Consider the following 24,304-nt stretch of genomic DNA (forward strand, 5'->3'; position numbering starts at 1 on the left):
CTCTGAAGTGGGAGGCTATTTTATTACGCGCAATGGCGTATTTCACAATAAAAAATCTATCTTTAATATTGCTGAAAAATAAACAAATGAAACGTCCGATTGCTCTGGTTGAAGATGACCGCGATTTACGCGAAGCTTTGTCGCTCATGATTCAGTATACCGATCACTATGAATTAATTGCTGCTTTTCAAAATGCTGAAGAGGCAATTCAAGGCATTCCTGACTTAGCCATTGATGCTGTTTTGATGGATATTAATTTGCCCGGTAGCAGCGGAATTGAATGCGTGCGCAAACTCAAATTTGATCATCCGAAACTTTTGTTTTTGATGTGTACCTCGTTTGAAGAAGACGAAGTGATTTTTCAGAGCCTTAAAGCCGGTGCCAGCGGATATATTCTCAAAACCGACGGTCCGGCCAAAATCATTAAAGCTTTAGACGAACTTTTTGATGGCGGAAGCCCGATGACTGGGAGCATCGCCCGAAAAGTAGTGGCCAGTTTCTCGCAGTCGGCAGCCAAAAACTTATCGGTGGAAGAACTCACCCGCCGTGAGAAAGAAATTCTCGATTCTTTGGCCCAAGGCAAAATGAACAAAGAAGTCGCTCGCGAAATGGACATCAGTTTAGGAACTGTGCGCAAACACATACAACATATTTATGAAAAACTCCATGTCAATACGCGGGTTGAAGCAGTTAATCTATATCTGAAACGATAAATGAAAAGTTTTTTTGCGTGTTTATTGAGCTTGTTTTTTCTGTCACTTTGGAGTCAGAAGACAAACCATACACAGCAGCAAAAAATCAAAGAAGCGTTTTTAAAAGCCGAACTTTTTTTAGAAAAAGATGAGATGGATGTGGCGCAGAAATGGCTTAATCATTCCCAAGATTTGATTGATTTTCAAGCAACCGATACCATGACTTGTTACATCAGCAGCCTGCAATCGGAAGTTTTTTATTATACCGGATTGTATGAGTTCGGAAAAAGTCAAGCGCAAAAAAGCATTGATGCCGCGCGCAAAATCAACGATCCTTTACTCATGGCTGATGGTTATTTCTTTAGAGCCATTAATCAAATTGAATTAAAAGAATACACCCGGGCAGAACACAGTTTGCATTTGGCCAAAAACAATTATCCGAATCAGCCGCGCAAAGTACTCAAAACAATCATTAAACCCGATCATATTGCCAATAATTTAGCACAGGTAAAACTCAAAATTCACCAATCTGATTCGGCGTTATATTATAATCAGAAAGCCTATTTATACGCGCAAAAAACCAACAGCCGTCGCGGAATTCCTAATTGTGAACAAACCTTTGGCGAGATTTATTTACACCAAAATAAGCCCGATAGCGCTCGATATTATTTTAGCAAAAGTATAGCTTCGGCACGCAACAGCGCCTATTTTGACATTGAACTCATTGGTTACGGATTTTTAATGCAATGCAATGCCGAATCGGCGATGACCGATGATTATTACTATCAACTCGGATTGCAACTCATGCAAACCAAGACCATCAATTTGGCTTTTAGAAGATTGTTTTTTGAAAAAGCTTTGCTCGTTTACAAAGGCCATCAGCCTGAAAAAGAAAATTATATTCTCAATCAAATTATTCGACTCAATCAGCAAACGTCTGATTTGAACAACTATTTTTTGCAAAGCATTACCAAAGATTACATCAAAAACGAACGCAAAATTCTTTCGCTTGAAGTGCAAAGGCTTAAGAAAGAAAAAGATATTGTTTTGTTTCAGCTTTTGATGGCGATTTTCTTTGTTTTGGCGCTGATTTTAATCGTGGTGATTATTCGCCGACGCAACAAAGTCAACCTCACTTTATTACATCAGAAAAATGAAATCAGCAAAGATCTGCACGACGATATCGGTAGCGGTTTATCGAGCATATTGATTCACTCAGATTTGCTGCAAAAGCAAACAGCGCATGAGCCGAATCTCAAATTGCTTTCAGAGAAAATCAACCAAACGGCCTCTGATATTTCACAGCGCGTGAGCACTTTTGTTTGGTCGCTTAATGAACAGCAAAACACGCTGGGTAATTTCACGGATTACTTTGTACAGTTTGCCGAAAATTGGTTTGAAGGCACCGAAGTTGATTTTGATTTTCAGCAACAACTAGGCGCTTTGGCCGATCATAAAATAGACGGAAAAACACGTAAGAATTTGTTTTTGGCGCTCAAAGAAATCCTCAACAATTCGCTCAAACATGCGCAATGTTCGCATGTTGAAGTGGTTTTTTCGGCACAGCGCAATAAACTATCAATTGCTATTTCTGACAACGGAAAAGGCATTACGCGTGAAAACCAATTTGGCAACGGATTGCAAAACATTCAAAACCGCATCGAAGATTTGGGTGGAAAAGTAACCTACGTTCAAAGATCAGGTTTTCAAGTATCCATAGAACTTCTTTTGTAGTTGTATACGCGCTTTGGCGTATGTTTTTATTTAATTATCGGTCAATAGCTCAAAAAATCAGTTGAACAACACTTTTGTGTACGCTCAATATCGTATTGTGTCAAAGCCCTGAAAAAGAGAATTTTACTTCATTCTCAAAACAGGACACAATTAGGTATGAACTTTAGAATTTTGCTCTCCGTATGTGCGCTTTTGTGTGCGTTTTCCCTTCGTGCACAAGTGGGTGTTAATACCACCACACCCAACGCCCAATTAGAAATCAAATCCAGCAACGAAGCTGCTCCGGCCAATATCGACGGATTAATCATTCCCAAAGTCAACGTTTTTCCGGCTACGAATCCTACGGCGGCACAACAAGGAATGATGGTTTATTTAACCACTGCATCAGGAACTGATTTGCCCGGATTTTATTATTGGGATAACACAACAATTGATTGGAAGCCAATCATGGGAGCTAATGTCGGAACGCTCGATCAAGCCTATGATTTTGGCGGTGCCGGAAACGGAAAAACCATCACGGCCGATGCCGGAGCTGTAACCATTAACGGAACTGACGGTTTGGTGGTAAACGGTACCTATAACTCAGGAACATTGGCGCCAACTGGTGCCGGAACCAAAATGTTTTGGAATCCTAGAAAAGCAGCCTTTAGAGCTGGTAGAGTGACTGCCAACGAATGGGATGATGTGAATTTAGGATTTGAATCTGTTGCTTTTGGAAATCAAACTACTGCAAGCGGTTCGTATTCATCGGCTTTTGGTTGGTCTTCTGAAGCCAGCGGATCTGATGCTACCGCGTTTGGATTAGGTACTAAATCAGCCAATGCCCACACCTTTGCTGCTGGTTTCATTACCCAAGCTAATGGATATCTTTCAACCGCTTTTGGGGATTCGGGTATCGCCTCTAGTTACGGAGAAACTGTTTTTGGAATTGGTGCCACCACCTATACTCCTTCAACGAATGGAGTCAATCAATTTAGAGCAGCCAACAGCACCGATCGACTTTTTGTCATCGGAAATGCCATTGACACCAACGCCAATTTTTTTGTGGATACTGCCGAACGCAGTGACGCCATGATTGTTTTAAAAAACGGACTTACACGTTTGCCATCTACCACCAACGCGATGATTTCTGCTGCTGATGGAAAGGCAGTGGTGACCAAAGAGTATGTGCAGTCAAACAGTTGGTCGCTCACCGGAAATTCTGGAACCAACCCAGCCACCAATTACATCGGAACCGCAGATAATCAAGATTTGGTCTTTAAACGAAATAATTCTGTTTCGGGAAGAATTTCTAGCCTCAATACTTCTTTTGGTCTTCTTTCATTGGTGTCGCCTAATCCTGGCGCCACCCAAAACACTGCTTTTGGAAATAGTTCGTTGAGTGTAATTACTGATGGTATCCAGAATGCCAGTTTTGGATATAATAGTCTTGATGCCAACACTATTGGTTTTGGGAACTCTGCTTTTGGTTGTTTTTCATTGACACAGAACAGCACCGGAGGAAGAAACTCGGGCTTTGGTCGAGCATCTCTGATTACAAATACGACCGGTATACATAATTCAGCGTTTGGTTTTCAAGCAGATGTTTTGAGTGGCAACCTTGATAACGCCACAGCCATAGGTGCTTATGCCGCTGTGGGGGCCAGTAATTCAATGGTTTTGGGGAGTATCAACGGTGTCAACTTTGCTACTGCCTCTACCAATGTGGGTATCGGAACCACCACGCCAGCTAGCCGTCTTCACGTAGTAGGCAACATCCGTATGGTCGATGGTAACCAAGCGGCAGGTAAAGTTTTAACTTCTGATGTTAATGGAACCGCAACTTGGCAAAATGCCTCGAACAATGCTTGGGGATTGCTTGGGAATACAGGTACGAACGCTACCACTAATTTCTTAGGAACTATTGATAATGTAGATTTGGTTTTCAGAAGGAATAATATTTCATCTGGTAAAATAGGGCTAAACAATACTTTTTTTGGCGTCAATAGTGGAGTAGTAAACACAGGCGATTACAATACTTTTATCGGGGAACGTGCCGGTTTCGCCAATGCAACGGGGCAAGACAACACTTTTCTGGGAAGATTGGCCGGCGCCAATGGCACATTTGGAGATGACAATTCCTATATAGGTTATGCCGCAGGATTAAACAGCACCGGAAATAGCAATATTATTTTTGGTGCTTTTGCCAGTCAGAATACTACTGGGAATTTTAATGTATTTGTCGGAAATCAATCGGGAAGCACTAACACCACTGGAGCTCGAAATACACTGCTTGGGTTTAACGCCGATGTAGGTGCAGCGAATTTGACTAATGCCACAGCAATAGGAAATCTAGCACAAGTTAATACCAGTAATTCGCTAGTTTTGGGTAGCATAAATGGCGTTAACGGATCTTTGGTGTCTACTAATGTAGGCATTGGAACTACCGCGCCAATTCGCGCTTTGCATGTTTCTACCGGAAGCAGCGGCGGCACACCACTGGGCAGTTCTGATATTGTTTTGGAAAGCAACGGTCCAACGTACCAACATTTTTTAACGCCATCCACGAGTGAAACCGGCATTTTGTTTGGCTCTAATCTCAATGCCATACATTCAGGCATCATAGCCAATAACGTAGGAAGCACACTCGGTTTACAGTTTAGAGCCGGAGGAAATACTACGCGCATGACCATCACTTCGGCAGGTGACGTTGGCATCGGAACCGCAGCACCGGGCGGACAGTTTGAACTTTCGCTTAACGAAGGTCGCAAACCCACTTCAAATACCTGGACAATTCCTTCAGATGCGCGGCTCAAAGAAGTACATGGTACCTATCAAAAAGGGTTGTCAGAGATTCGTCAGTTGAGAACTGTTCGCTATCATTATAAAAATACCGATAAAAAAACATTTGATCCCAAAGTACTCAGCAAAGAGGCGTTCGGGTTCTTGGCACAAGAAGTTCAGCCGTTATTCCCGGAAGCTGTCGGTACTGATGCTGATGGTTATTTGAACTTTGATTTGCATCCGATTCTCATAGCTTCCATCAATGCTCTTCAGGAACTCGACATGCAAAACCAAAAGCTGCAACAAGAAAACGAATTGTTGAAAACCCAACTTGCGGTGCAACAAGAAAAGTTAGATTACATTCTTTCAGAGATTGAAAAAATAAAAAAATAAGTAGTTAATGTTTGAGAAGGAAATCCCGGGTCAGCTGTATATATTCATTGGTATAAAGCTGTCTCCGGGTTTCTAAAACCAGTTCATCAACTTCAGGAATTCTCTGCGCATCGCGACCCAAAGCCAATAAACTGCGTTTGGTTTCGCTTTCGGGTGTTCCTTTGACGCGGGTTATTTGATACGGATACAACGCATTTTCAGCCGCCAATTGCAAAAACTTTTCTTCTTCTTTAAACGGAATAACCACCGCCAAGATGCCCACTTCTGAGAGCAAAATTCCCGAAGCTTCGCACAAATCTTCAAACGGCAACGAAGCATTTTGACGGGCCAAGTCACGGCTGGCATTGCCCGACGAAACTTGCTCGGTATAAAACGGCGGATTCGAAACAATCAAGTCATATGCTTCGTCTTGCAAGTCGTCCATAAAATCATCGAGCGACGCATGAAAACAAAACAAACGATCATTCCACGGTGATTGCTCAAAATTTTCTACCGCTTGTTCAAAAGCGTCGGCATCAATTTCGAGCGCATCAATTTGTTCAGCATCGCAGCGTTGGGCCAGCATCAGCGCAATGAGTCCGGTGCCGGTGCCAATGTCGAGAATGTTGTAAGGTTGGTGCTCCAGCGGAGTCCACGCGCCGAGTAAAACGCCGTCGGTACCCACTTTCATGGCGCAGCGGTCCTGTTCTATGCTGAATTTTTTAAACTGAAATGTACTCATGGTTTTATTTTTTTTGGGCGTGCCCCTGCGGGTCGGGCGCTACGCGATAAGTCCTCGTTGCACTGCGGGCTTACTGCTGCGATCCCTCACGCGGGCTCGTCTTAAAGTCAAATTTTTGTGGTGAACAGGAAGCCCTAGCCCTGATGATTTAGCTTCGCTCAGTTCGGCCTTGCCTCGGGTGATATTAAGAGGAGCAAGTCCAGTGGACTTGAGGTATCTTCAAAATGTATCATTTTAAACAAATATTTCAGGTTACACTAAACCCCTAGCCCTGATGGTAGCGGCAGCCCGCAGCGCAGCGAGGACTACAGCGAACAGCAGGTTCCCGGCTTCTGAAAAATCTTAAAATCCTAAAGTCTTGGAGTCTTAAAATCCATTAAAGATACATCTCAATGAGGCCTTCGGGAACATCGAGCAGGATGTTTTTGGCCGAGCGATCAACCTTGATGATGAAGTGATCGACCATCGGAATCAAAATCTCTTGGCCTTCGTGCTCAATTTGAAATAGCGGTTGGGCGGTATTGTCGAGAATTTTCTGAATCGTGCCTACTTTTCCCAGGCGCTGATCGGTAACGGTAAAACCAATCACTTCGTGAAAATAAAACTTGTTGCCGGTGAGTTTGGGCAACATCTTAAGCGGAAGGTAAACCTCGGCGCCCACCAATTCATCGGCTTCTTGCTCGTTTTTTACGTCTTCAAAACGCACGCGCAACAAATCGTTTTTATGCAACAAACTATGCTCAATAAAAAATGGAACCAGATGGTTGTTGAGTTCAACAAACACTGATTCCATGTTTTCGTATAGCTCGGGCTCGTCGGTATCCAAATAGATTAAGACTTCGCCTTTGAAACTAAATTTTTTCGCGATTTTACCTAAATAGAAACAATCTTCTTTACGCATTATCGCAGCAATAATTACGCTTCAGCTTCTTCAGAAGTTTCTTCTGCAGCAGCAGGAGCCTCTTCAGCAGCAGTTTCTTCTGCAACTACTTCAGCAGCTTCTTCAGCAACCGCTTCAACAGCAACTTCCTCAGCAGCCTCTTCAGCTACAGCAGCAGCGGCAGCTTCAACAGCAGCATTAGCGCGTTTTTCATTTACTTCTTTTTCTGCTTTCAAAGCTTTGGCTCTAGCATCGGCTTTCGCTTTTGACAAACCATCTTTTTTAGCATCCACTTTAGCTACTTTTGACTCTAACCAAGCCGCCAATTTAGCATCAGCTTGCTCTTGTGTTAAAGCTCCTTTGCGAACGCCTCCGTCAAGGTGGTGTTTCAACAAAGCACCTTTGTAAGAAAGGATGGCTCTGGCAGTATCAGTTGGCTGAGCACCATTGTGTAGCCATTGTACTGCGCTTTCCAAATTCAAATCAATGGTGGCAGGGTTGGTGTTCGGATTGTAAGTACCCAATTTTTCAAGGTATTTACCATCTCTTTTTGAGCGGGAATCAGCCGCTACTACCCAGTAAAAAGGTTTTCCTTTTTTACCGTGTCTTTGTAATCTAATTTTTACTGACATAATCTTAAGTGATTAAAATTGAGGTACTCGACCTCGGTTAAATGAGGGCGCAAAGATAAAATTATTATTCAATAAATCTAATGGTTTTTTGTTTTTTATTTTGCTCAATGTTGGAGGCTTTTTGCCTGAATTTGAGCTTGCTTATTATTTTTTTAAAATAAAAGTCGGTTGTATAACTTAAAAAGCTATTTTTGTTTTTCAAAATTCAAAATCAATAATGAAAAAATTTCTTTTTTTATTCACCATAATTGCCTCGATGGTGTCTTGCGGAGAAGATATTAGTGTCAGTAATTACGCGGTTTTCCGAGGAGATAAAGACAACGGAGCTTGGCAAGGAGGAAACGCAAAAGCCATACTTGAAATCGGAAATAAGCTCACCATTCAAGCTTCGACTTTGAACGAAACCGTAGCGATTAAAATCCCGGCGCCTACTACGCCCATCAACCCAAAAAATGCTGCTACTTTTGTTAAATATCCATTGGGAACTACTTTGACAAGAAAGGCAATTTATACCTTTACAGACAATTCAAACTTATATACTTATGAAACCGGTATTGGTTCGGGTGACGGAGAAGTAGTTATTTCACAATACGATGGAAATACCATTTCAGGAACATTTCGTTTTAATGCGGTCAATACCGATCCCGATTCATTAGAGCCGGAAATGGTCAATTTTCAGAACGGAGTTTTTTATAAAGTTCCGCTAGAATAACAAGTCTTAGAATACAAAACAAGAACCATCATAAAAGTGATGGTTTTTTTTATGTTTGTTTCCCGAGAATTCCAATGTAAATAGGCTATCTTTGCCCTTGAAATAAATTCTAATCTCTATGACTATTTTTGTCGCCAGCCTTCCGTTTAGTATTCAAGAATCAGATTTGCGCGCTTCATTTGAAGCTTTTGGAGTTGTCGAGTCAGTTCGCATTGTTACGGATAAACTCACGGGTCGAAGCAAAGGATTTGGTTTTGTTGAAATGCCCAACGAAGAACAAGCTGCTCAGGCCATAGAACAGCTTAACGGCGCCACGGTTCAAGGTCGTTCAATTGTTGTAAACCCTTCAGTTGCCAAAAATTCATAAGGCAATAAACCTAAATAACCCTCAAAGTCCGAGTAGCTGACACGTCAATTACTCGGACTTTTTGTTGATAACTTGCGCTCTTTTTTTAGATTGAATCGACTAAATTTGAAGTCCGTTTTTTGATTAAATCAGCGCTGCATGTACCTAATATTTGATACCGAAACTACCGGACTTCCCAAGCGTTGGGACGCGCCTATTTCTGATGTAAACAATTGGCCGCGTTGTGTGCAAATTGCTTGGCAACTGCATGATGAAAACGGAAAAATCATCTCGCATGAAGATTACCTCATTCAGCCGGAAGGTTTCAACATTCCGTATGATGCCGAACGCGTGCACGGAATCTCTACCGAACTCGCACAAGCGCAAGGAGTACCGCTTGTTGAAGTTTTAGAAAAATTCAACATCGCATTAACACAAGCCAAATTTATTGTGGGTCAGAACCTGGGTTTTGATGTCAACATTATGGGTTGCGAATTTTATCGCATGGGTGTAAGCTCACCCATGGCGCAAATGCCGGTGCTTGATACTTGTACCGAAGTCACGGCCAATTTGCTCAAATTACCCGGTGGGCGTGGTGGTAAATTCAAATTGCCAACCCTCACAGAGTTACACGATTATTTATTTGGTGTTCCGTTTTCAGAAGCGCATAATGCTACTGCCGATGTTGAGGCAACCTCACGTTGTTTTTTAGAATTGGTTCGTCAAGGTATTTTTACGACCAAAGAACTCGATGTTTCTGATGATTATCTCGAGCAATTCAAACTCAAAAATCCGCGACCTATTGAAGCCATTGGCCTCAAACATCTCAACTTAAAACAAGCGTCAGATGTTTTGCGTCAAAAAATGGGCGGCGCTTCAGTGGCTCCGGTTACGCCCAAAGATGTTTCTCAAAATAAGCAATTGCTGGCTGACACGGCCTTTGCACATTTGCACAACCACACCCAGTTTTCGGTTTTGCAATCTACCATCAGTGTGCCTGCGCTGGTCAAAGCGGCCATTGAACAAAAAATGCCTGCAGTGGCCATTACCGATCACGCCAACTTGATGGGCGTTTTTCACTTTGTGCGCGATATCATCAACCACAACAAATCAGCCGAAGCCAAAAATGCTGCGGCGGTTGAAAAAGGCGAAGAACCGACTGAGCAAACCATCAAACCTATTGTGGGTTGTGAGTTTTATGTGTGTGATGATCACCGAGATAAATCCAGAAAAGACAATGGCTACCAAATTGTTTTCTTGGCCAAAAACAAACAGGGCTACCACAATTTGGCCAAAATGTCGTCAATTGCTTATACCGATGGTTTTTATTATGTGCCCCGTATTGATCGTTCTGTCATAGAAAAATACAAATCAGATTTAATGGTGCTCACCGGAAATTTATTCGGTGAAGTGCCCAACAAATTGCTCAATTTAGGCGAAAACCAAGCCGAAGAAGCTTTGCTTTGGTGGAAGCAACAATTTGGCGATGATTTGTATGTTGAACTCATGCGCCACCAACAAGAAGATGAAAACCGCGTCAATGAAGGATTGATAGCTTTGGCCAGAAAACATGAGATCAAATTAGTAGCTACCAACAATACTTTTTACATCAAAAAAGAAGACGCCAATGCGCACGATATTTTATTGTGTGTGCGCGATGGTGAAAAACAAAACACCCCAATTGGCCGTGGCCGTGGCTATCGCTATGGTTTGCCCAATCAGGAATATTATTTTAAATCGGCCGATGAAATGAAGTCGCTTTTTAGCGATTTGCCCGAGGCGATTACCAACATCACTGAAATCATTGACAAAACCGAAATCTACAATTTGGCCCGCGAGGTTTTGTTGCCCAAATTTGAGATTCCCGATGATTTTCGTGTGGCCGAAGACGAGCAAGACGGAGGCAAGCGCGGCGAAAATAAATACCTGCATCATCTGACTTATGTCGGTGCGAAACGTCGCTATACAGAGATAACTTCTGAAATTCAAGAGCGCATTGACTTTGAATTGGCAACCATTGAAAACTCGGGTTATCCCGGTTACTTTTTGATTGTGCAAGACTTCATTGCCGCAGCGCGCCATATGGGCGTTTCGGTAGGGCCGGGTCGTGGTTCGGCCGCAGGCTCGGTGGTGGCTTATTGTTTGGGCATTACCAATATTGACCCAATGATGTACAACTTGCTTTTTGAGCGTTTCTTGAATCCGGATCGTGTGTCGTTGCCCGATATTGATATTGACTTTGACGATGAAGGTCGCAGCAAAGTCATGGATTATGTGATCGACAAATACGGTTCAACCCAAGTAGCACAAATCATCACTTACGGAACCATGGCGGCTAAATCTGCCATCCGCGATACAGCACGTGTACTTGATTTACCGTTGTTTGAAGCCGATAAAATTGCTAAGTTGTTGCCGGGGATGATTCCGTCGAAATGGAGTTTATCGAGGTTTCTCAAAGAAGAAGAACCCGAGATCAAAAAGGTTTTGCGCCCCGAAGATTTTGACCGAGTCAAAGAACTAATTTCGCTGTCTTATGAAGGAAATCTGAGCAGCGAAACCATTCAACAGGCACGCATGCTCGAAGGCAATTTGCGCAACACCGGAATCCACGCTTGCGGCGTCATCATTACCCCTAGTGATATTACCAACTTTGTTCCGGTGGCTACCGCCAAAGATTCAGATTTGTTCGTGACGCAGTTTGACAACTCGGTGGTTGAAAGTGCCGGATTGCTCAAAATGGACTTCTTGGGACTCAAAACCCTAACGCTGATCAAAGACACGGTAAAACTGGTTAAATACCGCACGGGTGTTGAGCTCAATCCGGATGAATTTCCGATAGATGATGTCAAAACCTATGAGCTTTTTCAGCGTGGTGAAACGGTTGGGATTTTTCAATACGAAAGCCCCGGAATGCAAAAATACATGAAGGAACTCAAGCCAACGGTGTTCAATGATTTGATTGCGATGAACGCGCTTTATCGTCCGGGGCCGATTGCTTATATTCCGAGTTTTATCCGCAGAAAAAACGGCGAAGAACCTATTGAATATGATCTGGAAGCCTGCGAGGAATTGCTCAAAGACACCTACGGGATTACCGTTTATCAAGAACAAGTAATGCTTTTGTCGCAAAAACTGGCGGATTTCTCCAAAGGCGATGCCGACGTTTTGCGTAAAGCGATGGGAAAAAAGCAGCGTGACGTTCTTGATAAAATGAAGCCCAAATTCATTGGCCAAGCCGCAGCCAAAGGGCATCCCGAAGAAAAACTCGAAAAAATCTGGAAAGACTGGGAAGCTTTTGCCGAATATGCCTTCAACAAATCACACTCAACTTGTTATGCTTGGGTGGCCTACCAAACCGCTTATTTAAAAGCCAATTATCCGGCCGAATATATGGCGGCGGTGCTTTCGAACAACATGAGCGATATCAAACAAGTTTCGTTCTTTATGGAAGAATGTAAACGCATGGGGCTCGCGGTTTTGGGGCCAGATGTCAATGAGTCGTTCTATAAATTTACGGTTAACGAAAACTACGCGATTCGCTTTGGCATGGGCGCTGTGAAAGGCGTCGGGCTCAATGCTGTTGAAACCATTGTTGAGCACCGCAAAAAAGGCAAATACAAATCTATTTTTGATTTGGCCAAACGTATTGACTTGCGCGCTGCCAACAAAAAAACCTTTGAAAACTTGGCTTTGGCCGGAGGTTTTGATTCATTTGATGGTGTGTTGCGCGCGCAGTATTTTCATATAGATACCGATGGCGTGACGTTTTTAGAAAAGGCAATGCGCTATGGCTCAAAATTTCAAGAAAATGAGAATTCATCGCAGGTGAGTTTGTTTGGCGAAAGCAGCGATGTGCAAATTCCAGAGCCTGTAGTTCCAGCTACCGATGATTGGACGACCATGGAAAAACTCGCCCGCGAAAAAGAAGTTGTGGGTATGTATATATCGGGTCATCCGCTAGATGATTACATGTATGAAATGCGCTATTTCTGTAATGTTCGTCTGAATCAGCTCAAAAGTCTTGAACCTTATGTGGGTAAAAATCTAACTTTTGCAGGCATTGTTACCGGCGTGCAATACCGCACCGGAAAAAACGGAAAAGACTGGGCTATTTTTAACCTCGAAGGATACGATGAGAGTTTTGAATTCAAGATTTTTGATGAAGATTACCTCAAGTTCAGGCATTTCTTGGTGAACAATCAGTTTTTGTTTTTCAGAATCAACGTGCGCGAAGGCTGGCTCAACCGTGAAACCGGCAAGAAATCTGATCCGCGCATATCATTTCAAGAAGTCAAATTGTTGGCCGATGTCTTGCCGACGTTTGCCAAGAAATTATCGATTCAGCTCAATATTCACGAATTGCAACAAGATATGATCGGTTTGCTTGGAAATTTGTTTCAAGCCAACAAAGGGGAACATCAAGTGAGTTTTGAAGTGCTTGAAATCGAGAAAGTAAAAACCAAAATAGAACAACCTGTGCCAACTGCTGTAGTTGCGGTTTCAGCGGTAAGTGTTGAAAGTGATGATCCTGATAATCCAGAGGCAGAAATGCTCATTGAAGAAGAAATCGAAGAATCAACACCACAAGAAATTGAGCAATTTAAAGTAGTGACCAAACTTTCAATGCCGAGCAGAAAACTCAAAATCAAAATATCTAAAGAATTGTTGCAAGAGCTCGATCAGATGCAATTGAGCTACAAGTTGAATTAGGTGTTTTTTGGGATTTGTATTTTAGCATGAATCAGTTTTGGACTTACGGCTGATTCTTGTAAGAGCCAAAGCATAGGCAAAGGCAGGTGCTGCTGTTCGCATAGCAGAATGGTTGATTGTTAACAACCAAAAAGCTAAAAAAACAAACCAGTATGTATTCTGTTTTGATTTTAGAAATAAAAAAAAGGGTGTTGCGATTAAAATTACAATATTCATCAACCCAATGATGCCATGATTGGCCAGAAGCCGAGTTAGTTCGTTATGAGATCTAAACGCGCGAATCTTTTTTTCTTCTTTTATGACAATTCCTTTGCCAAGCCCAGTTCCTAAAATTGGATTTTCGGTAAACATGTTGATTTGTTTTTCAGCAAGACCTTTTCGGTCAAAAACACGCTCTTTTCTGACAATGCCGCGATGATTTTTATTGGTGTAACGCTTGAGCAAAAGGCCATTGGTTTGGATGTTTACCAAAACCGAAGTAAAAATTAAAACTGCCATAAAGTAAATCAATCCTTTTTTGGCTTTTTGTCGCGAGTTATGTCTTGACCCCAAAAAAAGAACCAATAGAAAAACAAGGCTGACTGCACAAGCTGTAATTAATCCACCTCGCGAAAAAGTCATCAGACACAGATAGGTCAAGAACATAAAAATACACAGGTGAACCACTAAAAGTTGTTTGTTGAAATCGAAAATGATAAGCCTGACAAAAAAGACAACCATGCCTAAGCCCAATACGGTTGATACTTGATTTGAGCCAAATCCACCCGAAAACAAAGGATTTGCGCATACTCCTCGGAGGTATATGTCAATGTCAGGGCTAAACAAAAAAACATAAATTCCACAGCTGAGAATAGGTAGCCCAAGCGCAAGTATGATTTTGTTTAAATGTCTTAATGACAGTGACTTGCAGCAAGTGTAAATAGATATAAAACCAAGGCAAATGGGTCCTGATAAATCAAAGACTAATCTGTTGAAATCATATCTGGAAATAGTTAATAAGTTATGATTTACGAACAGACTCGGAAGAAACCCTAAAAGATAAATCCAATACGGAAATGATTTTGTTGACAAACCATCATAAAAAATACCCAAAGCGGCCAATAGTATCAGAGCCCATTTTACAAATTCATACCCCAAAAAGCCATAGGTCATACGCAGCAATACTTCACATCCGACCAAATAGCCTGCAACTTGAAGTATCTCATTGTTTTTATTTCTATTTCTAAAAATATAGGTTAAGCCTAAAGCAACTACAACTATTCCGTAAAATGATCCCAAAAACCTATAACGGAAAAGTAAACCACCCAAGAAAATGTGTGCCAGCAGTAAAAAGTAATAATTGATTTTGTCTGGGAAATAACTTTTTATAAAAGTTTGAATTTGAATCATAGAAACCCAATAGCTCTTTGGTTCAAATATAACCAAACATTCCAAGAATTTAAATTTGCTTAGTGTTTTATGAAGACATTTCTTTTTAGATTCGTTGAGTTCATAAAAAAACCGGACTTTAAATCCGGTTTTCGTTTATTGCAATTTAGCTAGCCAATAAGAGGCATTCAAATGAAGTCGGGCGTGGTTTCCGCCAACTTCAGTCCAGCCAGCATAAAGCGTGTCGCTTGGGTTTCCGGTCCCGTCATCGGCAGGAGAACTATCGGCCAACAAAAATACTCGTCCGTTAAAATAAGTTGCACTTGCAGCCATAATTCCGGTGGTGCTGGTTTTGGCGAGTCCGGTCTTCCAAATCAAACCTTTGGCCGAACTGTTTGCGCTGGTTGTTACTTTGATCGAAGCCCCTGCGCTGTATTTAAGTTGTGTTACCGAACCAGCCATTCCATTCAAAATTGTGTTTGTTGCATCGTTTAACACATTAGAAGATGTCTGAGAATAATTGGTTAATTCAACAGCCAAACCAAACGGATTGACTTGAACAGAATTATTGGTAAACAAATCATTGATAATTACAGGTGAATCTTTACCATCATTATTACGATCTGAATTGGTATGGTCAGCAATTAAAAATAACCCGCCTCCGTTTTTCACAAAGTTAATTATAGCCGTTTTTTGTGCCGCGGTAAAAGCGATGTTGGGTTCGTCAATAACATAAACATCAAACTTTGATAAATCTTGCGCATTGGTGGTACTTCCGTAGGTAATGGCAGCACCCGGAGCTAAGGTTTCTACATAATGCCCTTCAGCAGCTAAGGCAACGCCCCAAGCTGAAATTCCACCACGCCAGTAACTTTCAGGGGTTGATGTTGTAATTGAAGTTTGCGTCGGACTCGGGAATCTTATGGGAGTTCCGCTGGTGTTTTCACAAATCACCCAGTCAGCATTTCCGGCGGTTTGCGCTTTGGTAGCATCAAACAAATAACGTTTAGGTGTTGTTGTTCGAGCGAGTGCTTTTGCATTAGTTGTGTTTTGAGTTTGTTCGGTAGCATCATTGTTACACGAGAACATTAGCCCTGAGAGAGCAATCAAGGCGGCCATTTTTTTTGCTAAATTCATCGTTCTATTTATTATTTGAGGTTATCATTTTTGGGAAAATCCCACCAAATTGTTTAACAGTTTCGCATAAAAAAACCCCACACCAAATCATCTTATTTTTAAATAAATAAAGAAAAATTTGGATTGGGATTACCCAAATATATAAAAATAGTCTGAGTTAATGTCAGAATAATTAAAAGTAATTTTAGAGGCTTTTCTTTTGAAAATAAATCTCTAATTTTGGCAGACAATTCACTAAAAATAATTTTATGGCATTAGCAATAACCGATGCTACTTTTGAAGAAGTAGTATTAAAATCAGATAAACCCGTAATGGTAGATTTTTGGGCAGCTTGGTGTGGCCCGTGCAGAATGGTTGGTCCCATCATTGACGAACTCAGCGAAGAATTTTCAGGAAAAGCTGTAGTCGGAAAAGTTGACGTAGACGCGAACCAAGAATTTGCCGCCAAATACGGTGTGCGAAATATTCCAACGGTTTTGGTTTTTCAAAATGGTGAAGTAGTCGGTCGTCAAGTTGGTGTTGCGCCAAAACAAACCTATGCAGATAGCTTGAACGCATTGATTTAATCAATTCTAAATGACAATTAACCCGGTAAATGCCGGGTTTTTTTATATCAAAATGCTGATGGTTGTTCCATGACCGACGATGCTTTGCACCTCAATCTGAGCGTTGATGGCTTTGGCTAAATCGCGGATAACGTGTAATCCCAAACCAGATTTAATTCCAATAACTTCAGAATCATCATACAAAGCCCTGAATTGGCTATGCTCAGCACCCGGACCATTATCGGTAATGGATATAAACGTTTGGTTATTCTCTTGCCAAGCTTTCCAATGAATGGTCGGATTCTCGGTGTCAACCAGTACTTTGATGGCATTTTCAGTCAAATTGCGAAAAATGGTTTTGAGGTAATTTTCGTCGGTATAAATATAAATCTTGTTGCGATTATCGAATGTGATTGCTACATTTTCTTGGTTGACGAAGTGCTTTTGAATGTCATCAAAAACCGATTCTACAGCAATGATTTTAAGTTGCGGCGCGAAATTTTGCATTTGATCTTTCGTCCATAACAAAATATCTTCCATCGTATTTAACAGATTTTTTGCCGAAGCAATCGTGGTATTTTCGATGCGCTCCTTGGTGGTGGTATCGAGCATTTCAGGATTGTTCTTTTGGAATTCGATAAAGTGAATAAAGCTATTAACCGGGCTTCTTAGATCGTGGTTTAAAATCCCGAGCATTCTCGTTTTTATGTTGTTTGATTCATCTAAATTGGCATTGAGTTCTTGCAGCTTTCGATTTGTTTTTTTGCGATTCCAATTCTGATACCACAACAAGCCTCCAATAATGCCCAACAAGAGTAGCCCTAAAATCAAGAATTGTTTTTGCCTTTCTTTGGATTCGAGTTGCAATTTGTTGATTTTAATTTGTTTGTCGCGGAGTTCAATGGCCCTTTTGTCTTCCAGGTTTTTGATGGTTTCTTTATTCTTTGAATTGAATATGGAATCTTTATACAGCATGGAAGTTTCATAAGAAACTAAAGCACTTTTAAAATCACCTTTTAGTTTGTGCAATTGGGTGAGGCTTGTATAATCATACACCAAATCTCTAGTACTGTTGAGTTGTTTGTGAAATCTAATGGATTCGTTCAAATGGAAAAGCGCACTGTCTAAAAGCGTTTTATCGTTCTGCTTCATCTTGGCTTTTTCAATATAGGAATCACCTAAAAGCCCGCTGCAAAAAGCGATCGTAAGTAAACCTTCTTTTCCGCTGACTGCTGCTTGTAGTGATAATCTACTATAATAAATTGATTTTTCATAATCATCTAAATTATAGTAAACCAGCGCAATCCCAGAAAGTATGCGCGCTTGCAAAGCTTTGTTTTTTGATTTTTTGCTTAAAGCTTCTGCTTTCTTATAATAGAATAATGCTTTTTGTAGTTGGTCTAAGCTGTTGTAAACCGCGGCCGTATTTCTATACACCCAAGCTAGTTCGTTGGTGTTTGCTATTTCTTGGTAAATCTTCGCAGCCTTATTAAAATAATGTAGTGCTTTCGAATAATCTTTCATTCCATAATAAATCGACCCTAAATTGGTCGAAATTTTTGCTATGCCTGCTTTGTTGCCAAATGCTTCATCAATTTTAAGGGCGCGGAAACCGTAATCTAAAGCTTTGGAATAATTGCTAATATTGGTATAAATGGCACTAATACTCTGCAAGGATTTGCTAACAATTTCTGGGTTCTTGGTTTTTAAAGATTGATTATAGTAAAGCAAGGCTTTGTCATACTTTAAATGGGCATTATAAAAAGTTCCCAGATGAAAATAAGCGTTGGCAATTCCATCGTTCCATTTTAATTTCTTGGAAAGCTCAAGTGCCTTGGTCGCATAGTGTAATGATTTTGTAGAATCCGTATCTATGAAATGAAGGCTGATCTTGTTGAGTTGATTCACTTTTGCCGTATCGTTTTTCATTTTGGGCAAGGCCTTCAATAAAGAATCAGCCCAGAACTGTTGCTCTTTTTGGCCGAAAGCAAGCAGGGGAAAGAGCAATAGCCAAAAGTAAAATCTGCTTCTCATAAAAATAATCGGACTTGCTCTTTGTAACTTCTGCCAATCGGCACCAAAGCACCGTTTATCAATTCGAGTTCTAGTGCGTGAATTTTTGTGACAAAATGTTTTTGAACCGCAAAACCGCGATGGATTCTAACAAACGTTTGAAAATCGGGTTCTTTTAGTAAGCTTCCAATATTGAGTAAAACCCGAAATTTCTTCTCTTTGGTAACAATAAGCGTGTAATTCTTTAAGGCTTCTAGGTACAAAATATCGGTCAGGTTTACTTTGGTTTTGGTATGTCCTTCTTTGATAAAAATGGCCCCTTCGCCAATTGTTGCTTCAAAAAGCGCGGCCTTAGCTTTTAATTCTAAATACGCATCAATGCGATGGGCTGTTTGAGAAAACCGTTCAAAAGTTAGTGGTTTTACTATGTAATCTATGGCGTCAAGTTCAAAGCCTTCAACCGCATATTCGGTATGTGAAGTAATAAAAACGCAAGCCGGAATTTCAAGTGCTTTTTTTCTTAAATCGATACCCGAATAGTGTGGCATATCGATATCAAAAAAAGCAACGTCAATCCTCTCGTTCATTAAGGCATTCAAGGCGTCTTTTGATGATCCAAAAACACCCACAACTTCAAAAAAAGGAAATCTCTTCACGTAGGAAAGCACCGTCAATCGGTCGATTTCTATATCATCAACAATAATGCATCTTCTGGATTCCATAAAGCGAGCTATTCCAACAAATTTAACACTTTTTTTAAACCAAATGCGGTTCTATATCCTTTTAAAATGCTGTTGGTGTATCGCCTCAATCTTTGTATTGTTTGCCGAACTAATTTTGAAAAACTTAATACAATCACCTATGGAATTATGATACGTTTTATACTGCTGATCACTTTACTGGCCTATGTGCAATTTGGTTTTTCACAAGTTGGAATTAGCACTACAACACCACAAGCGCAATTGGATATTCGCTCAAGCAACCAAGGGTCACCGTCTAATACGGATGGTCTTTTAATTCCAAAAATCGATGTGTTTCCTGCCACCAATCCGACCGCCAATCAACAAGGCATGATGGTTTATTTGACAACAGCATCCGGCACACAACTTCCTGGTTTTTATTATTGGGACAACATAACAACCAGTTGGATAAGCGTTGGAGCGGAGCAAAATTGGGGTTTGAATGGAAACTCTGCCACCAATGCCACGAACCATTTTATCGGCACCAAAGACAACCAATCGTTGGTCATCCGAACCAACAATACCGAGCGCGTAAAAATCGACAACACCGGAAATATCGGAATCGGGGGCGTGAATCCGGTATATCCTTTAGAATTCAAATCTGTTACGGGTGATAAAATTTGTTTGTACAACACCGGACCGTCAAAGAGTTACGGATTGGGCATTAGCAATAGTTTGCTGCAAATTTTTAGCTCTAATATTGGAAGTAGTATTGGCTTCGGCTACGGAAACAGTGCCTCTTTTACTGAAAACGTTAGGTTTACCGGCGCTGGAAATGTCGGCATCGGAACGTCCAGTCCATTTTCGAAATTGCATATTAAAACCAATGCTACTGGAATGACGCCCAATATCAATGCCTCGGCAGTCATTGAAGACAACCAATACACTTTTTTAAATTTATTGTCTAATCAAGAATCTGGTGTTTTATTCGGCTCGAATGGGGTTTCGACCAGCGGCGGCATCATCTACAGCCCGGCAAGCATGCCCAACTCATTGCAGTTTAGAACAGACAACAATGCGACGCGAATGACCATTTCTGAAGTTGGCAATGTCGCAATAGGTGCATTTAAATCAGCTTACCCGCTACAATTTGCAACCACTTTTGGCGATAAAATATCATTACATGGAGGCGCCGGAACCCATTATGGATTTGGGATTCAAGGAAACTTACTTCAAATTCATTCTGATATAGCCGCTAGCGATATTGCCTTTGGACATGGATCCAGCAGCGCATTCACCGAAAATGTTCGTTTCACTGGCTCAGGAAATGTTGGCATTGGAACACCCAATCCGTTTTCGAAATTGCATATTCAAATTAATGCTACCGGTATGACGCCCAATATCTACGCGCCGGCCATCATCGAAAACAATCAATACACCTTTTTAAATTTATTATCAAATCAAGAATCAGGAATTGTTTTTGGCTCCAATGGCGTATCAACCAGCGGTGGCATCATCTACAACCCTGTAAGTATGCCCAATTCACTACATTTTAGAACAGACAACAATACGACGCGCATGACCATTTCTGAGGTAGGGAATGTCGGCATTGGATCGTTTAAATCAGATTACCCACTTCAATTTGCTACCACTTTAGGCGATAAAATATCCTTATACGGAGGTGCCGGAACCCATTACGGATTTGGCATTCAAGGAAACTTACTTCAAATTCATTCTGATTTGGTGGCCAGTGATATTGCTTTTGGATACGGAACCAGCGGCACTTTTACCGAAAAAATGCGCATCAAAGGTACCGGAGAAGTTGGCATCGGAACCCCGAATCCAACATCAGAACTCGAAGTCAACGGTTTTACCAAGTTGGGATCAAATGCGCCGGCGATCAAGACAGTCAAGCTCACCGGAACCACCGGAGCCACGCAAGGAAATTCCACTTTTATAGCGCATGGGGTGAACAGCAATAAAATTTTATCCGTGAATGTATTGGTAGAATACGCTGCAGGAAATTTTGTTCCGCCTTCTTATAATGCTTCAATTGGCTACGAATACGACTATTACATTACGCCAACGAGTGTGGTCATTTGGACCAAATCAAGTAATTCAGGAACGATTCTTTCAAAACCGATTCGCGTTTTGGTGACTTACGAAGAGTAAATTTTAGTTATTGGATATCAATGGCAAGTATAAGCTGATGGTTGTTCCTTGTCCGACGATGCTTTGCACTTCAATTTCAGCGTTGATGGCTTTGACCAAATCGCGCACCAAATGCAAGCCCAAACCTGATTTGATACCCAGGGTTTGTTCCGAATCAAACAAAGCGTTGAATTGCGCTTTTTCGGCGCCTGGGCCATTATCGGTGATAGTTAAAATCACTTGGTTGTTTTGCTTTTGAGCGCCCCAATGAATGGATGGTTGCTCCGTAGCAGTCAACGAATTAATGGCGTTGCTAGTTAGATTTCTAATGATGGTCTTTAAACAATTTTCATCGGTGTGAGCCAATAAATTCTCATCAATATCATAACGGAATTCAATATTCATATAGCCCGAAAAAACCTTCTTAGTATCGTTAAAAACTTCTGATAATGCTACCGGTTTTAATTTCGGCTGAAATTGCTCCATCTGACTTTTGCTCCAAAGCAAGATGTCTTCCATTGATGATAATAAGTCTTCAGCGCCACTGATGGTTTTCTTTTCAAGGCGAATTTTGGTTTCGGCATCGAGCATTTCAGGGTTTTCTTTCTGAAGATGTAAGAAATGAATCAAGTTGGAAACCGGCGCCCGAAGGTCATGATTCAGTATGCTGAAAAAGCGCGTTTTATTGTGGTTGGCTTGTTCTAAATCTTGATTGAGCAAACGCAATTGAGCATTGTTTTTCTTGCGTTGCCAACTCTGAAAAAAAAGCAAAAACCCAATGAGTAACAATCCGACTACAACAACATATAAAATGAGTTGTCGTTTTTTCTGGTTCTCAAGTTCTAATTTGCGAATGCGCAGTTGCTTGTTTTTGCTTTCAATAATGTATCGATCTTCAATATTTTTGAGTGATTCTTTGGTTTTTGAACTAAACATTTGCTCATAGAAAAGCATTGATTTTTCTTGAAAAACATAAGCTTTTTTGTAATCGCCCAGCAAAACATAAGCTAACGAAAGGTTTCTGCTGGCCTCACTGGCATTCAAGTATTGACTGTTTTTTTCAAAAACCTCTATGGACCGCTGATACAATTCTACTGCTTTTTGCTCGCTTTTTCGATCGCGATTTTTCTTACCTATTTCAAGATAAGCATCGGCCAAATGCTTTTCGACATCGGCTATTTTTACAGAGTTATTTAGATTTTGCTCAATTTCTAAAGCTTGTTCAAGTTCTGTTATTGCCTGTTTAAAATGCCCTAAACCAATATCAATCTTAGCTTGTTTGAGCAAGGCCTCAGCTTTTTCAGGTGCGTTTTTTTGTTGATCTGCCCTAACGATTTCTTGTTTGTAAAAATCAGCTTTGTGGTTCAGGTTGGGTTCGAGTTTGACCGCGTTTTCAATCGGAATTGGCGTTGCCGTTTTGGGTGTCGACTCATTTTGTTGTTCAATTAAGTTTTTGAGGGCTAGGGCTTTGTTTTTATACTCGTTGTATTTTTCAACATTGTTGAACTGAATATAGGCGTTTGAAATATTATATAAAGTAATGTACTGTAGCTGTAAATCTTTGGCTGTTTCAAAAGCTTCCAACGATTGAAATAAGTAATTCAACGTTTGCTCAAAGTTTGAAACCTCTGAATAAGTTCTGGCTAAGCTTCCGTAGAGCTGCCCAAGAATTTTAGGGGTTTTGGTGAGTTTTATAGCTTTGTTATAATATCCGAAAGCTTCGTCATAACGCGACTGATTGGTTGCCACAATACCCATGTTTCTGTACGCGATGGCCATGCCGTCAGGGTAATTTTCTTTTTCGGCCAGTTTTAATGCTTTTTCGGCCAGGGCAACCGAGGTCGCGAAATCTTTGGTCTTGTATTGTACAGCATAATCATTGAGCAGATCAATCTGATTTTTCAAGACGATTTCTTTCTGAACCACTAAATACAATGAGTCTGCTGTAGTGGTCTGAGCCCAGAAACCGCAACTTTTAAGTAAGATCAATCCGCAAAGTATTTTCTGTATCATAACAAATCAGTGACAATGTCTTTATAGCTTCGGCCAATGGGGATAATCATTCCGTTTTCAAGTTCGATTTCGAGAGGCTTTTTGTGTTTAACGTATGATTTCTGAACCGCATAACTCCGATGAATTCTAATAAAAGACTGAAAATATGATTCTTTGAGTAAGTTGCCTAAACTAGATAAAACACAGTGTTTTTTATTGGGCGTGATGATTAAAGTGTAATCTTTGAGCGCTTCGAGGTACAAAATTTCCTGAATTTTAATACGGGTTTCTTTGTGTCCTTCTTTGATGAGCACTGTGTCAGTTCCGGCACTTTTTTCAAACAAAGCAGCCTTGTTTCGCACATCAAAGTATTGTTCAATACGCGCTATGGTTTGTGCGAAACGGTCTTGCTTAAGCGGCTTGACAATAAAGTCTAAGGTTTCAAGATTAAAGCTCTCAGCCGCGTGTTCCGGATGTGCTGTGATGAATATACAAACCGGAACTTGGCTCATGATTTTTCTAAACTCCAAACCATTGATGCCCGGCATGTCAATATCTAAAAATAAAACATCAGCATCAGTTGGAATGCCATTTTGCAAAGCTTCATCAGCCGAGCTGTAAACACCGTTGATTTTCAAACAATCATGCTTGCGGGCATGCGCCATAACGGTGAGTCGATCAATTTCGTCGTCATCAATTATCAAGCACTGATATAAGCTCATTTGTAGGTGGTTTGCCCAAAAATACAAAAAAATAAATACGTTAAAAGGGCTTTCTGTCTACGCTCGTCTATTTAAAATGACGCTCGTCTATTGACGGTTTTAGAGCTCGTTTG

At 40.9% G+C, this 24,304-nt stretch carries 16 protein-coding genes and 1 pseudogene; 8 read left to right on the plus strand and 9 right to left on the minus strand.

The features are described 5' to 3' along the window. Window positions 1–86 precede the first annotated feature (86 nt). From KIH23_RS07560 to KIH23_RS07570, 3 genes are all read left to right on the plus strand, one after another. Complete coding sequence (locus KIH23_RS07560; protein WP_213212660.1) at window positions 87–713, plus strand: response regulator; 627 nt, start codon at window positions 87–89, stop codon at window positions 711–713. After that, complete coding sequence (locus KIH23_RS07565) at window positions 714–2,426, plus strand: sensor histidine kinase (protein ID WP_213212662.1); 1,713 nt, start codon at window positions 714–716, stop codon at window positions 2,424–2,426. Between the two features lie 156 nt (window positions 2,427–2,582). Further along, on the plus strand, window positions 2,583–5,582 hold the full coding sequence (locus KIH23_RS07570) for a tail fiber domain-containing protein (RefSeq protein ID WP_213212664.1): 3,000 nt from the start codon (window positions 2,583–2,585) through the stop codon (window positions 5,580–5,582). A 4-nt stretch (window positions 5,583–5,586) separates the two neighbouring features. Here KIH23_RS07570 and KIH23_RS07575 read toward each other — a convergent pair whose 3' ends face one another. From KIH23_RS07575 to KIH23_RS07585, 3 genes are all read right to left on the minus strand, one after another. Continuing rightward, window positions 5,587–6,303 carry a tRNA1(Val) (adenine(37)-N6)-methyltransferase gene (locus KIH23_RS07575; protein ID WP_213212666.1) on the minus strand — a complete coding sequence of 239 codons (717 nt, stop codon included), beginning with the start codon at window positions 6,301–6,303 and terminating at the stop codon, window positions 5,587–5,589. A 376-nt stretch (window positions 6,304–6,679) separates the two neighbouring features. Continuing rightward, complete coding sequence (gene rimM, locus KIH23_RS07580) at window positions 6,680–7,204, minus strand: ribosome maturation factor RimM (RefSeq protein WP_213212668.1); 525 nt, start codon at window positions 7,202–7,204, stop codon at window positions 6,680–6,682. A 14-nt stretch (window positions 7,205–7,218) separates the two neighbouring features. Continuing rightward, the gene (locus tag KIH23_RS07585) at window positions 7,219–7,815 is read right to left on the minus strand and encodes a 30S ribosomal protein S16 (protein WP_213212670.1); all 597 of its coding nucleotides are present in this window, start codon (window positions 7,813–7,815) and stop codon (window positions 7,219–7,221) included. Window positions 7,816–8,032: 217 nt separating this feature from the next. Here KIH23_RS07585 and KIH23_RS07590 point away from each other — a divergent pair, with 217 nt between their 5' ends. The 3 genes and pseudogenes from KIH23_RS07590 (at window position 8,033) to dnaE (ending at window position 13,583) form a co-directional block, all read left to right on the plus strand. After that, the gene (locus KIH23_RS07590) at window positions 8,033–8,527 is read left to right on the plus strand and encodes a DUF6252 family protein (protein ID WP_213212671.1); all 495 of its coding nucleotides are present in this window, start codon (window positions 8,033–8,035) and stop codon (window positions 8,525–8,527) included. Window positions 8,528–8,645: 118 nt separating this feature from the next. Continuing rightward, window positions 8,646–8,885 (plus strand): annotated as a pseudogene (locus KIH23_RS07595) (RNA recognition motif domain-containing protein); the annotation flags it as partial. A gap of 147 nt (window positions 8,886–9,032) precedes the next feature. Continuing rightward, window positions 9,033–13,583: a DNA polymerase III subunit alpha gene (gene dnaE / locus KIH23_RS07600; RefSeq protein WP_213212675.1), complete on the plus strand. Its 4,551-nt coding sequence runs from the start codon at window positions 9,033–9,035 to the stop codon at window positions 13,581–13,583. Between the two features lie 21 nt (window positions 13,584–13,604). Here dnaE and KIH23_RS07605 read toward each other — a convergent pair whose 3' ends face one another. Beyond that, on the minus strand, window positions 13,605–14,972 hold the full coding sequence (locus KIH23_RS07605; RefSeq protein WP_213212677.1) for an O-antigen ligase family protein: 1,368 nt from the start codon (window positions 14,970–14,972) through the stop codon (window positions 13,605–13,607). Between the two features lie 135 nt (window positions 14,973–15,107). Then, the gene (locus KIH23_RS07610) at window positions 15,108–16,088 is read right to left on the minus strand and encodes a hypothetical protein (RefSeq protein WP_213212679.1); all 981 of its coding nucleotides are present in this window, start codon (window positions 16,086–16,088) and stop codon (window positions 15,108–15,110) included. Window positions 16,089–16,336: 248 nt separating this feature from the next. Here KIH23_RS07610 and trxA point away from each other — a divergent pair, with 248 nt between their 5' ends. Beyond that, window positions 16,337–16,654, plus strand: coding sequence for a thioredoxin (gene trxA, locus KIH23_RS07615; protein WP_213212680.1), 318 nt, complete (start codon window positions 16,337–16,339; stop codon window positions 16,652–16,654). A 42-nt stretch (window positions 16,655–16,696) separates the two neighbouring features. Here the strand turns inward: trxA and KIH23_RS07620 are convergent, their stop codons facing one another. After that, on the minus strand, window positions 16,697–18,562 hold the full coding sequence (locus KIH23_RS07620) for a tetratricopeptide repeat protein (protein WP_213212682.1): 1,866 nt from the start codon (window positions 18,560–18,562) through the stop codon (window positions 16,697–16,699). Between the two features lie 101 nt (window positions 18,563–18,663). Further along, window positions 18,664–19,368: a LytR/AlgR family response regulator transcription factor gene (locus KIH23_RS07625; protein WP_213212690.1), complete on the minus strand. Its 705-nt coding sequence runs from the start codon at window positions 19,366–19,368 to the stop codon at window positions 18,664–18,666. A gap of 147 nt (window positions 19,369–19,515) precedes the next feature. On the opposite strand from KIH23_RS07625, the gene KIH23_RS07630 reads away from it, so the two are divergent. Beyond that, window positions 19,516–21,498 carry a hypothetical protein gene (locus KIH23_RS07630; RefSeq protein ID WP_213212692.1) on the plus strand — a complete coding sequence of 661 codons (1,983 nt, stop codon included), beginning with the start codon at window positions 19,516–19,518 and terminating at the stop codon, window positions 21,496–21,498. 3 nt (window positions 21,499–21,501) lie between these two features. Here the strand turns inward: KIH23_RS07630 and KIH23_RS07635 are convergent, their stop codons facing one another. Beyond that, window positions 21,502–23,490, minus strand: coding sequence for a tetratricopeptide repeat-containing sensor histidine kinase (locus KIH23_RS07635; protein WP_213212694.1), 1,989 nt, complete (start codon window positions 23,488–23,490; stop codon window positions 21,502–21,504). Further along, complete coding sequence (locus KIH23_RS07640) at window positions 23,487–24,191, minus strand: LytR/AlgR family response regulator transcription factor (protein WP_213212696.1); 705 nt, start codon at window positions 24,189–24,191, stop codon at window positions 23,487–23,489. Before KIH23_RS07640 ends, KIH23_RS07635 begins: the two co-directional genes overlap by 4 nt. Window positions 24,192–24,304: the final 113 nt, after the last annotated feature.

It is taken from the genome of Flavobacterium sp. CYK-55 (assembly GCF_018413465.1).
Classification (GTDB): Bacteria; Bacteroidota; Bacteroidia; order Flavobacteriales; family Flavobacteriaceae; genus Flavobacterium.